The following is an 11,882-nucleotide window of genomic DNA, read 5'->3' on the forward strand; positions in this document are numbered from 1 at the left end:
ACATTCTTTTTATTTACTTAGAAACCAATCGAAGACCAATTGCTAGTTCTAATGAAAAGGAACTATGAGTATTAATAAAACACATTCATCGGTAGTAACCAATGCATAAACTGAACATCGGTATTAATGGTTTTGGAAGAATAGGTAGAACCTTATTTCGCCTTCTACAAGCGCATGAAAATCTAAATGTGGTTGCCATTAATGATTTGGCAGATACCCGTACGCTTTCGCATTTATTAAAATACGATAGTATTCACGGTACCTCACCCCTTGACATTTCACATGATAAAAAGCACATAATTGTAAACGGAAATGCTATTTCTTTATACAACGAATCTCACCCTTCTAAAATTAATTGGTCAACTAAAGCGGTAGATGTTGTTGTAGAATGTACCGGTAAATTCAAGGATAGAGATACTTTATCTTTTCATATTAAAAATGGCGCTAAAAAGGTAATTTTATCAGTACCGCCAACTGAAGATGACATAAAAATGATTGTCTTTGGCATTAATGAAAATACGTTGACAAAATCTGATGATATTATATCTAATGCGTCTTGCACCACAAACAATGCTGCGCCAATGATAAAAATTATCAACGATTTATGTGGTATTGAACAAGCCTATATAACAACCATACATTCTTACACTACCGACCAAAGCCTGCACGATCAACCTCATAGAGATTTAAGAAGGGCTCGTGCAGCATCGCAATCAATAGTGCCTACTACTACAGGTGCAGCAAAAGCATTGACCAAAATATTTCCCGAATTAGCGGATACTATTGGGGGTTGCGGCATTAGGGTACCCGTACCTAATGGTTCTTTGACCGATATTACCCTTAACGTAAAACGAGCTACAAATATTGAAGAAATAAACTCTACATTTGAAAAAGCATCACAAAACCATTTTAAAAATATAGTACACTACACAAGTGATCCAATAGTTTCTATTGATATAAACAATAGTTGCTACTCTTGTACGTTTGATTCTTTGATGACTTCTGTAATAGGTAAAATGGTTAAAATTATCGGCTGGTATGATAATGAAACCGGATACAGCAGCAGAATCATAGATTTAATTAATTTTATTAGTACTAAAAATTATATTTGAAGATTTTATTTTTAAATAAAGCATTAAAAATTTTACTAGTCCCCATTGTAATTTTGGCGACTACCACCGCCCTATTTTCACAAAATCAAATTCAAAAAACAGATATACAACCTTATTTCGATCAAGCAAGAAAATTTAAGAATCAAGATAAAATCGATCTTGCGCTTGAAACATTAAATACTGCTGCAAACGAAGCTGAAAAAGGTGAAGATATTAAAGGACTTATAGATAGTTTACACGAATTAGCCTTACTCTACTTAAAGATTGACAAAGAAGGTGATACCGAATTCTATTGGGATCGCGCCAGCGTTCTTTTAAAAGACATCGAATACCCTTATGGTGATGGCATGCACAAATATATCGAAGCTATTCTTTTACACAGAAGTAACAGAAACTTTCAAGCTTTGTTCATGCTCAATGAAGCTAAACAACTAAATAACGATCGTAATTTTTACAATAATCTGTTACTGACCGAAGCTAAGGTATATCTCAGTTTAGAGAAATATGATAGCGCCACTAAAAATTTAAACTCACTTATTGTAAACACAGATCTTTACGAAAAAGAATACCTTACTACGCAGGCTTATCTAACGCTTGCTGAGTTAAATTTAAAAATCGACAATTTATCTGAGGCTGCAAAAAACGGAGAGAATGCACTAACGCTTGCTACTGCCAACGGGTTTTTAGAAGACATTAAAAATTCAAACACATTATTATCTTCTGTATACGAAAGACTAGGCTTATACCAAAAGTCTCTTGTAAATACACAAAATTTAGTTCAATTAAAAGATTCGATTTTTAATATTGATAAAAATATAATTGAAGCTAAAACAGCAGATAAGATTAGGGATGATTACAAGACTGAAGAGATTGCACGCCAAGAGAAAAAAATAGAAGAGCTTACCGAATCTCAAAACAGATCTGAACTTACGGCTATTTTAACTTCTGCATTTTTAATCATTATTTCATTACTGGCAGTTACACTGTATAGAAATAACCAGATAAAGTTAAAAACCAACGATCTTTTACAAACTAAAAATAAAGAACTACAAATTGCTAGAGATGGCGCCGTGCAAGCTATGGAAGCGAAAACAAATTTCCTTTCTACAGTGAGTCATGAACTTAGAACTCCGCTGTATGCTGTTACCGGCTTAACCCATCTACTATTAGAAGAAGACCCAGAGGAACATCAAAAAGAACATTTAAAAGCACTAAAATTTTCTGGAGATTACTTACTTAACTTTATTAACGACATTCTACACATCAACAAAATTGATGCGAACAAATTAGAACCCCTAAACATGGAGTTCAACCTTAATAAAGTAATTAATGAAGTAATTAATTCTTTAGGACAAAGTGCAAAGTCGAATAATACAAACTTAGTTTTAGAATACGATTCAGATATCCCTAGTAATTTACTAAGTGATCCTTTAAAACTCTCACAAGTATTTATGAATTTGATTGGTAATTCCATCAAATTCACCAAAGGCGGTGAGGTAAAGGTTATTGCCAAATTATTAAACAAAATCGAAGATGATATTACCATCTACTTTGAAGTTAAAGATAATGGTATAGGTATCTCAAAAGAGAAGCAAAAAAGTATTTTCGAAGGATTTGAACAAGGGTCTATTCAGATTAACAGAGAGTATGGTGGCACCGGTTTAGGTCTTACCATTGTAAAAAGTCTACTTAGCCTATTTGAAAGTAAAATTGAGTTAGAGAGCGCATTGGGCGAAGGCAGTTCTTTCTTCTTTGAAATTCAGATGAAGAGTATTGATAGTACTGCTGAAGACATTTCGTTTGAAATTACGCCTAAAGATTATGATTTTAAAGGGTTGCATTTACTAATTGTTGAGGATAACAAAATAAACCAGGTCATTACCAAAAAGATGCTTTCTAAAAGAGATATGACCAGTGATATTGCCAACAATGGCCATGAAGCAGTTACAGCCGCTCAAGAGAATGTATATGATGCCATACTTATGGATATTCATATGCCTGGCATCAGTGGTGAAGAAGCGACCATTCAAATTAGAAAATTCAATCAAGACACTCCAATAATTGCACTTACAGCAATTTCATTAGATGATAGTTTAGAGAGTTTCTACGCCGCAGGTTGTGACGATGTAGTTACTAAACCCTTTAAGCCTGAAGTTTTTTACCAAAAGATAGGGGAGAATATTTTTGACAAAAGACCTAAGAAGTCTTTGTCATAAACTGATTTAACGCTGCTTCTAAAATCGCTTTACCATCTTCTAAAAACTCATGCTTAACTTCAATATAGTGCAACTTAGGTAGTTTAGATTGTAAACGTACATAGTCTTTCTCTGTAGTTAGTATACACTCCTTTTCTCTCAATAGCGCAATCTCTTGATCAGAAAAAAAATGGTGGTCATTATATTTTAGGTGTTCAAAAGTGAGACCTTCTGAAAGTAAATATTTCTCTAATGGCGCAGGATTGGCAATACCAGTTACCAATGTAACTTTTTCACCCCTTAACGAATCTAAAGTTACCTCAGCACCTTTTAAATCAGTATTATACCTCAAATAACTAAACAATAACTTTTGATCAGCCGCGAGATTCATTTTTACCGCTATTGAAGCTCTTTCTTGTTTGGATACATCTGACGGACATTTAGTTACTACAATCACATTTGCACGACTTGCCTCTCTTTTAGAATCTCGCAAGTTACCCGTTGGCAAATACCAATCATTCACATACAAATTGTCATATGCGGTTAACAGAATTGAAAAATCTGGTTTCACTTTTCTATGCTGAAAAGCATCGTCTAATAAAATAACATCTGGCTTTATTAAATTTTCAAGCTGACTAATACCATTTCTTCTATCGGCATCGACCGCTACTGTAATTTCAGGGAATTTAGTTTTTAGCTGAAAAGGTTCATCGCCCAAATCTTCAACAATTGTTTTCTCATCTGAAAGTAAAAACCCTTCAGATTTTCTTTTGTACCCTCTACTTAGTATAGCTACACCATAATCTTCTTTTAGTGCACGCACTAATAACTCTATCATAGGTGTTTTTCCTGTGCCGCCTACACTTAAATTACCCACACAAATTGTTTTTGTAGAAAACGATTTTGAAGAATAAATACCCATATCGTACAGGCGATTTCTAAGAAACACGATTAAGCCGTAGATCAATGAAATAGGAAAAAGAAGTTTTCGTAACACCTGCATCAGAACGAAATTATAATAATTTATCTTTGAATATCTTATTTTTCAATAAAATGACCGTAAAAGACATCACTCAAATTTTAGAGGACTTCGCACCTTTGGCCTATGCCGAAGATTTTGACAACGTAGGATTGTTAGTTGGCAACGCCTCTACAGAAGTCAGCGGAGTCTTAGTTACGCTAGATACTTTAGAAAATGTTGTAGATGAAGCTATCGCTAAAAAGTGTAATTTAATTGTAAGCTTCCACCCTATTATTTTCGGAGGATTAAAAAAAATAACCGGTAAAAATTATGTGGAACGCGTAGTCATTAAAGCGATTAAAAACGACATTGCCATTTACTCTAACCATACAGCTCTTGACAACGCTAGACATGGCGTAAATGCTAAAATCTGTGAAATTCTAGGCTTATCGAATACTCAAATACTTATCCCTCAAAAAAATACGATTAAAAAATTGACCACCTATATTCCTAACGATAATCTAGAAGAAGTTAAAAATGCACTTTTTACGGCTGGTGCAGGTGAAATTGGAAACTATTCTGGTTGCAGTTTTACAGTTGAAGGTAATGGCACCTATAAAGCTAATGAAGATGCGAATCCTGCAAAGGGAAGTATTGGCACTACACATACAGAAAATGAAATAATGTTTACTTGTGTTTTTGGCAAGAATGAAGAATCTGTTATAATTAAGGCTTTGTTGTCTTCTCACCCATACGAAGAGGTGGCTTATGACATACAAACTATAGAAAATACCAACCAATATATTGGTATGGGTATGGTAGGTAAATTAGACAAAGAAATCACTGAAACCGAATTTCTTGACCATTTAAAGCTTAAAATGAACGCTAAATTGGTACGTCATTCTAGTTTTTTAAATAAACCAATTAAAAAAGTAGCTGTACTTGGCGGTAGTGGTTCATTTGCTATTGGCGCGGCTAAAGCTGCCGGAGCAGACGTATTTGTTACTGCAGACCTTAAATATCACCAATTTTACGAGGCTGAAAACCAAATAGTTTTGGCAGATATAGGACACTTTGAAACTGAGCAGTTTACAAAAAACCTTTTAGTTGATTATCTTACGAAAAAAATTCCTAATTTTGCAATCCATTTATCGGAAAGTATAACAAATCCCATCAATTATTTTTAATATGGCAAAAAAAGAAGATTCATCTGTAGAAGCAAAGTTAAGAGCATTATATGATTTGCAATTAATTGATTCTAGAGTTGATGAAATAAGGAATGTTCGAGGAGAACTTCCTTTAGAAGTAGAAGATTTGGAAGATGAAGTCCTTGGCCTAAAAACGAGAATGGATAAACTTAAATCTGATTTAGAAAATATCAATTTTGAAATCGGTGCTAAGAAGAACCTTATTGAAGAAGCAAAGACTTTAATTAAAAAATACGGCGAGCAACAAAAAAATGTTCGTAACAGTAGAGAATTTAATTCTATCAGTAAAGAATTGGAGTTTCAAGAATTGGAAATTCAATTAGCTGAAAAGAACATTAAAGAATTCAAAGCTCAAATTGATCAGAAGAAAGCAGTTATTTCTGAAACTAAAGAACGTTTATCTGAACGTGAGGCTCACCTTAAGCATAAGAAAAGCGAATTAAACGCTATTCTTGCTGAAACTGAGAAAGAAGAAAAAGCGTTGTTACAAGAGTCTATCAAATTTCAAGATAAAATTGAAGAGCGTTTGGTAAAGGCATATGCACGTATTCGTAACAATGTTAAGAATGGTTTAGCTGTTGTGCCAATTGAAAGAGGTGCTTCTGGTGGTTCTTTCTTTACTATTCCACCTCAGGTTCAAGTTGAAATTGCTTCAAGAAAGAAGATAATTACAGATGAGCATAGTGGTCGTATTTTAGTTGACCCAACGTTAGCTGAAGAAGAAAGCGAAAAAATGCAAAAAATGTTCTCTAAATTATAATAGCAAACATCCTACATATATTAAAAAAGCCATCTTTAAAAGATGGCTTTTTTTGTTTACATTCATGACTATGAAATCTTTAAAAATCCTTTTAATTTTTATTATGATGTATAGTCTTAATATAGAAGCTCAAGATTTATCGGACTACAAATGGAAAAATAGAATTGTAATTCTTTATGAAAACCATACTAACACTACCGATGTAAAGTCTGCCTTAGAAATTATCGATAACAATGCCTCTAAATTTACTGAAAGAGATATTCTTGTTTTCGTTTACAAAGACAATATATTTTATAGTACTAATAGAAAACCTACTGATATAAAAAAATCAGAGATATTGCCAGAAACATACGATGGTTATATTTTAACAGGAAAAGATAGCGGAATTAAATCTAAAGCTACATACCCATTTAACCTAGACAAATTGCTTGACTTAATAGATAGTATGCCAATGCGTAAAAGTGAAATAAGGTATAATAAGTAATTACCCTATTAGCTTTAACAATAGTTTTTCAACTTCTTCACTATCCCATTTCTCTGCTATATTTGGCAGTTTCATTACTTCTCTCATAATATCTTCTTGTGCATCGCCTTCTGCCAGTGCTTCTGCATAGGGTCTATTTGAGAATGTAACTCTACTGTAAGCAGGAATCCATTTTTCTGGATGCTTTGCCGAAAAGTGCTTTTCTATTTTTTTCTGTAGCAAGAAATTGGTGTCGGCAGTTTTACTGCTCATCTCCACAAAATTACGATAGCTCAATTCTGCTATTGCATCAGCATTTGGTTTGCGCTTTTCTTGATAGGTAGAAAAAATACGCTCCCAATCATTTCCAAATTCCTTTATAATTTCATCCAATACAAATATATCTTCAAAGCCAGCGTTCATTCCTTGTCCGTAAAATGGTACTACGGCATGCGCTGAGTCGCCTACAAGGGCTACTTTGTCCCAATAGGTCCAAGGATAGCATTTCATCGTTACCATGGCGCTCGTGGGGTTCTTAAAGAAATCTTCTGTAAGATTCTCTATATCATCCATAACATTCGGGAAATAGGTATTGAAAAAATGTACCGCTTCTTTTTTGGTCTTTATATTTTCAAATGAAACATCACCTCCAAAGGGCATAAATAATGTACAGGTAAAACTGCCATCTAAATTTGGCATAGCGATAAACATAAATTTACCACGCGGCCATATATGAAAAGAATTCTTATCTAATTTATGAGAACCATCGGCATTTGCCGGTATAGTCAATTCTTTATATCCCACATCAATAAAATCTTGAGAATAATCAAATCTACTGCGCCTTTGCATTTTATGACGAACCCTTGAAAAAGCCCCATCACAGCCAAATACCAGATCAAACGGATATTCTACCCACTCCCCTTTTTCACTTTCACCTGTAAAAACTTTGGCACCGGGTAAATCTATATCCCAAACTTTTTCTTCAAAACGAAATTCTACACCATTCTTTTCTGCAAGATCAATCATACGTCTATTGAGTACACCACGAGATATAGACCAAATAGCCTCACCGTCCTTACCGTATTTTTGAAAATATTGCTCCTTGCCTATTACGTGCATCGCCCTTTTATCTAAGGGTATGGCGATTTCTTTAATCTCGTCTTCTATGCCAACTGCCCTCAAAGCGTTCCAACCTCTATTACTCATGGCAAGATTAATGGATCGACCAGAAAATTCTATATTTCTAATATCTGGTCTTCTATCGAAAACCGTAATTTGATGTCCGTATCTTTTCAGGTAAATGGCAAGCAAAGATCCTACTAGGCCTGAACCTATAATAGCAATGTTCTTTTTTTCTTGGGTCATGTATAAGGCTTTAAGCCAACATTAATTCAACGTTAAAAATAGGAAATTATGCCTTCATTCCTTCTATAAAAAGGTAAACTAAACAAATCATTTTCTTTATTGAGCTCATATCTGTTTAATTTTTAATTATTTTTGTTAAACAAAATATACAACTTGAAACATTTTAATAAAGAAGACCTAGGTAAAATGCCTAGTAGATACAGAGCTCATTTAATTAATAGTTGTACCGGTTATAAATCTGCCAACTTATTAGGTTCTAAATCTGATACCGGTATTAGTAATTTGGCTATTTTCAATTCGGTGGTTCATATTGGTAGTACACCACCTATGCTAGGGTTTATTCTTAGACCATTAACCGTTAAAAGAAACACCTATACCAACTTTAAAGAAAGCGGATTCTTCACGGTCAACCAGGTAAATAAATCTATCATAAAAGATGCGCATCATACTGCCGCTAGTTATGATGAAGATATTTCAGAGTTTTCAAAAACCAACTTAACCGAATCTTATTTAGATAATTTTCAGGCTCCGTTCGTAAAAGAGAGTGCTATTAAATTGGGTTGCAGCTATGTGAACGAATATGAAATTAAAGAGAATGGATGCTTATTAATTATTGGCGCTATTGAGCATGTCTATTTACCGGACAATATTTTACAAAATGACGGTTGGTTGCAATTAGACAAAGCACATACTGTCGCCATAAATGGATTGGATGCTTATGCCCTACCTCAGCTTTTAGCACGATTCGCTTATGCAAAACCAGACGAACCCAGTAAACTTATACTATAGTGGCGCATAAAAAAGTAAACCTGGAAACAAAAATTTGCGCTACATGTAACAAGCCATTTTCGTGGCGCAAAAAATGGGCACGCAATTGGGACGATGTAAAGTACTGCGGGGAGAAATGTAGACGTAATAAACTGAAAACCGAAATTCATGAATAATTTAATCTGGTTTAGAAACGACCTACGGGTTCGTGATAATTCTTCGCTTGTTGAAGCAGTGAAAGGAAAAAAGGTTATCGGCTTTTACTGTTTTGAATCTTCATACTTTGAACCTGATGAATTCGGATTCAAAAGAACAGAAAAGTATAGGGCAAAATTTCTGTTGGAAACTGTACAGCAATTAAAAGAAGAGCTTGAAAAACTAAATATTCCGCTTTTTGTTTATCGCGGTAACACTGTAGATCACTTACCAAGCCTTATTGCCAACCAGAACATAAACACTATTTTCTTACAAAAAGAATGGACTAGAGATGAACAGGTTATACTAAACAATGTAAAAAATAACTTAGATCCTAGCATTAACTTTCATGAAATATATGATCAATTTTTATATCACCCAGATGACATACCTTTTGATGACTTTAAATCTATACCCGATGTTTTTACTAACTTCAGAAAAAAGTGTGAGGCAGTTAGCAAAGTAAGACCAATAGCGAAACTACCACCAAAAATGTCACATGAAAACTTAGTGGTAAATGAAACTGAAATTCCCACTTTAAATGAATTAGGTTTTACCAATTTCTCTACACATGTTAATAATGCTTTCCCTTTCAAAGGCGGAGAACTAGAGGCGCTCAAGAGAGTTCAACATTACTTTTGGGAAACTAAAAAATTAGGTTTTTATAAAAAAACGAGAAACGGATTAATTGGTGTCGACTACAGTTCAAAATTATCTGCTTGGTTAGCAAACGGCAGTATCTCGCCGAGAACAATTTACTGGGAAGTAAAAAAATTCGAAAGAGAAATTATCAAAAATCAAGATACGTATTGGTTAATATTTGAATTGATTTGGAGGGATTATTTTAAATATGTTTCGCTAAAACACCAAGATGCAATTTTCAAGTTAGGGGGAATTCTTAATAGTACCTATGATCCTAAAATCAATGAAAAAGATAAACATACTTGGATCAATGGTTTAACTAAAGAACCTTTTGTAAATGCTAACATGAAAGAACTATTAGAAACCGGATGGATGAGCAATAGAGGTAGACAAAATGTGGCTAGCTTTTGGTCTAAAGAACTAGAGCAAGATTGGCGAATTGGTGCCGCTTATTTTGAAAGTATGCTAATAGATTATGATGTACACAGTAATTGGGGTAATTGGATGTACGCTAGCGGTGTAGGTAATGATCCCAGAAACCGAAAGTTTAATATTAAAGGTCAAGCTGAACGATATGATGCTACAGGTAAATATCAAAGGTTATGGTTACAAAAAACATTGTTCTAACCTTAACCACAAATAATAAAAAAATGAAAACAGTACGCTTAATTTTAGGTGATCAATTAAATCAAAACCACTCGTGGTTCTCCTCGGTAAATGATGATATTACTTATGTTATGGCTGAAATGAGGCAAGAAACAGATTATGTAAATCATCATATTCAGAAAGTAACGCCATTCTTTTTAGCAATGCGCAGTTTTAAAAATGACCTTTCTGTAAATGGGCATAATTTCTTTTATTATCAACTAAATGATAAAAACAATCCTAAAAATTTAGAGCAAATTATTTCAAATACAATAGCCGAAACTAATGCCGAAAAATTCGAGTATCAACTGCCAGACGAATATAGGCTTGACCAACAGCTGCAACAAATTTGTAATTCTTTAGATATCGCTCATGATTATTACGATAGCGAACATTTTTATACGACCAGATATGAGCTAAAAGATTTCTATACTGGTAAAAAGCAAATGGTCATGGAAAGCTTTTATAGAATGATGCGTAAAAAGCACGGCATAATGGTGCAAAATGATCAACCGGAAGGAGGAAAATGGAATTACGATCAAAGCAATAGAAATAAATGGAAGGGTCAGCCACCTATACCCAAAGAAAAAGAGTTCATTAAAAATGTAGAAGAAATTATTGAACTCCTCAAGAATGCGAATGTGCAAACAATTGGTAAAATAGATTCAGAATCTTTTGCTTGGCCGGTAACGAGAGAAGAATGTTTGAGCACGTTAGATTACTTCTGTAAACAACTTTTACCACATTTTGGAGATTATCAAGATGCAATGCATGATGAAGAGAAATTTCTTTTTCATTCTAGATTATCTTTCGCAATGAATGCCAAAATACTATCGCCTAAAGAAGTTATAGATGCTGTTTTAAACCATTTTTACGATAAAACTACCAATATAAATATATCTCAGGCAGAAGGTTTTATACGGCAAATTTTAGGTTGGAGAGAGTATATGAGAGGTATTTATTGGAAAGAAATGCCCGAATACAAAGAACTGAACACATTAAACAATACCAATAAATTACCAGATCTCTTCTGGTCAGGTAATACAAAAATGAATTGCCTAAAAAAAGCTATCGGTCAAAGCTTAGATGCTTCTTATGCACACCATATTCAAAGACTTATGGTTATCGGTAATTTTTCTTTGTTGACTCAAATAGACCCAGATGAAGTAGATAAGTGGTATTTAGGCGTTTATATAGATGCCATAGAATGGGTTGAAATTACCAATACTAGAGGTATGAGCCAGTTTGCCGATGGCGGTATTGTAGCAACAAAACCTTATGTTAGTAGCGCTAATTACATTAACAAAATGAGTAATTATTGCGGTAATTGTCACTATAGCCATACCAAGAAAATTGGTGAAACAGCTTGCCCGTTTAACTCCCTATATTGGAACTTTCTATCTGAAAAAAGAGAACATTTTAAAGACAATCAACGTATGAATATGATGATGGCTCTTTTAAATAAAATGGACGGAAACAAACTAGCTGAAATTCAAGAAAGAGCTGCCGAAATAATTAAAAATCCCGATGCATTTTAATAGTTATTTAAACTAAAATTAACATCATAA

11 protein-coding genes are annotated in these 11,882 nt (G+C 33.7%); 9 read left to right on the forward strand and 2 right to left on the reverse strand.

Translation table 11 applies throughout. The features are described 5' to 3' along the window. Positions 1-101 precede the first annotated feature (101 nt). Together gap and Q0871_RS16990 are read left to right on the forward strand one after the other, a co-directional pair. Positions 102-1,112, forward strand: a complete 1,011-nt coding sequence (gene gap / locus Q0871_RS16985) for a type I glyceraldehyde-3-phosphate dehydrogenase (RefSeq protein ID WP_299325823.1) — start codon at positions 102-104, stop codon at positions 1,110-1,112. Further along, positions 1,109-3,328 (forward strand): ATP-binding protein, encoded by a 2,220-nt coding sequence (locus tag Q0871_RS16990; protein WP_299325825.1) that lies wholly within the window; start codon positions 1,109-1,111, stop codon positions 3,326-3,328. Before gap ends, Q0871_RS16990 begins: the two co-directional genes overlap by 4 nt. On the opposite strand, the gene lpxK is transcribed toward Q0871_RS16990, so the two are convergent. Beyond that, entirely contained in the window at positions 3,309-4,310 is a 1,002-nt protein-coding gene (gene lpxK, locus Q0871_RS16995) for a tetraacyldisaccharide 4'-kinase (RefSeq protein ID WP_299325827.1), read from the reverse strand. The genes Q0871_RS16990 and lpxK overlap by 20 nt on opposite strands. 50 nt (positions 4,311-4,360) lie before the next feature. Here lpxK and Q0871_RS17000 point away from each other — a divergent pair, with 50 nt between their 5' ends. The 3 genes from Q0871_RS17000 to Q0871_RS17010 all read left to right on the forward strand — a co-directional run bounded on the left by Q0871_RS17000 (position 4,361) and on the right by Q0871_RS17010 (position 6,720). Beyond that, positions 4,361-5,455 carry a Nif3-like dinuclear metal center hexameric protein gene (locus Q0871_RS17000; protein ID WP_299325847.1) on the forward strand — a complete coding sequence of 365 codons (1,095 nt, stop codon included), beginning with the start codon at positions 4,361-4,363 and terminating at the stop codon, positions 5,453-5,455. 1 nt (position 5,456) lies between these two features. Continuing rightward, positions 5,457-6,236 (forward strand): C4-type zinc ribbon domain-containing protein, encoded by a 780-nt coding sequence (locus tag Q0871_RS17005; RefSeq protein ID WP_299325828.1) that lies wholly within the window; start codon positions 5,457-5,459, stop codon positions 6,234-6,236. A 70-nt stretch (positions 6,237-6,306) separates the two neighbouring features. Beyond that, positions 6,307-6,720 carry a DUF4174 domain-containing protein gene (locus Q0871_RS17010; protein WP_299325829.1) on the forward strand — a complete coding sequence of 138 codons (414 nt, stop codon included), beginning with the start codon at positions 6,307-6,309 and terminating at the stop codon, positions 6,718-6,720. Here the strand turns inward: Q0871_RS17010 and Q0871_RS17015 are convergent, their stop codons facing one another. Then, entirely contained in the window at positions 6,721-8,064 is a 1,344-nt protein-coding gene (locus Q0871_RS17015; RefSeq protein ID WP_299325830.1) for an NAD(P)/FAD-dependent oxidoreductase, read from the reverse strand. 153 nt (positions 8,065-8,217) lie between these two features. On the opposite strand from Q0871_RS17015, the gene Q0871_RS17020 reads away from it, so the two are divergent. Genes Q0871_RS17020 through Q0871_RS17035 form a run of 4 tightly spaced genes read left to right on the forward strand, consistent with a single transcriptional unit; the run spans position 8,218 to position 11,852 of the window. Then, the gene (locus tag Q0871_RS17020; RefSeq protein WP_299325833.1) at positions 8,218-8,853 is read left to right on the forward strand and encodes a flavin reductase; all 636 of its coding nucleotides are present in this window, start codon (positions 8,218-8,220) and stop codon (positions 8,851-8,853) included. Next, on the forward strand, positions 8,853-9,008 hold the full coding sequence (locus tag Q0871_RS17025) for a DUF2256 domain-containing protein (protein WP_299325835.1): 156 nt from the start codon (positions 8,853-8,855) through the stop codon (positions 9,006-9,008). Before Q0871_RS17020 ends, Q0871_RS17025 begins: the two co-directional genes overlap by 1 nt. After that, on the forward strand, positions 9,001-10,296 hold the full coding sequence (locus tag Q0871_RS17030) for a DASH family cryptochrome (protein ID WP_299325837.1): 1,296 nt from the start codon (positions 9,001-9,003) through the stop codon (positions 10,294-10,296). The genes Q0871_RS17025 and Q0871_RS17030 overlap by 8 nt, the downstream gene beginning before the upstream one ends. A gap of 23 nt (positions 10,297-10,319) precedes the next feature. Further along, positions 10,320-11,852, forward strand: coding sequence for a cryptochrome/photolyase family protein (locus tag Q0871_RS17035; RefSeq protein ID WP_299325839.1), 1,533 nt, complete (start codon positions 10,320-10,322; stop codon positions 11,850-11,852). Positions 11,853-11,882: the final 30 nt, after the last annotated feature.

Source organism: uncultured Maribacter sp. (assembly GCF_947500985.1).
GTDB lineage: Bacteria > Bacteroidota > Bacteroidia > Flavobacteriales > Flavobacteriaceae > Maribacter.

Excerpts from the sequence above, each read along its gene's own strand:
- gap (WP_299325823.1), top strand. The coding sequence starts at position 102 with ATGCATAAACTGAACATCGGTATTAATGGTTTTGGAAGAATAGGTAGA.
- lpxK (WP_299325827.1), bottom strand. The coding sequence starts at position 4,310 with ATGCAGGTGTTACGAAAACTTCTTTTTCCTATTTCATTGATCTACGGC.
- Q0871_RS17000 (WP_299325847.1), top strand. The coding sequence starts at position 4,361 with ATGACCGTAAAAGACATCACTCAAATTTTAGAGGACTTCGCACCTTTG.
- Q0871_RS17005 (WP_299325828.1), top strand. The coding sequence starts at position 5,457 with ATGGCAAAAAAAGAAGATTCATCTGTAGAAGCAAAGTTAAGAGCATTA.
- Q0871_RS17010 (WP_299325829.1), top strand. The coding sequence starts at position 6,307 with ATGAAATCTTTAAAAATCCTTTTAATTTTTATTATGATGTATAGTCTT.
- Q0871_RS17015 (WP_299325830.1), bottom strand. The coding sequence starts at position 8,064 with ATGACCCAAGAAAAAAAGAACATTGCTATTATAGGTTCAGGCCTAGTA.
- Q0871_RS17030 (WP_299325837.1), top strand. The coding sequence starts at position 9,001 with ATGAATAATTTAATCTGGTTTAGAAACGACCTACGGGTTCGTGATAAT.
- Q0871_RS17035 (WP_299325839.1), top strand. The coding sequence starts at position 10,320 with ATGAAAACAGTACGCTTAATTTTAGGTGATCAATTAAATCAAAACCAC.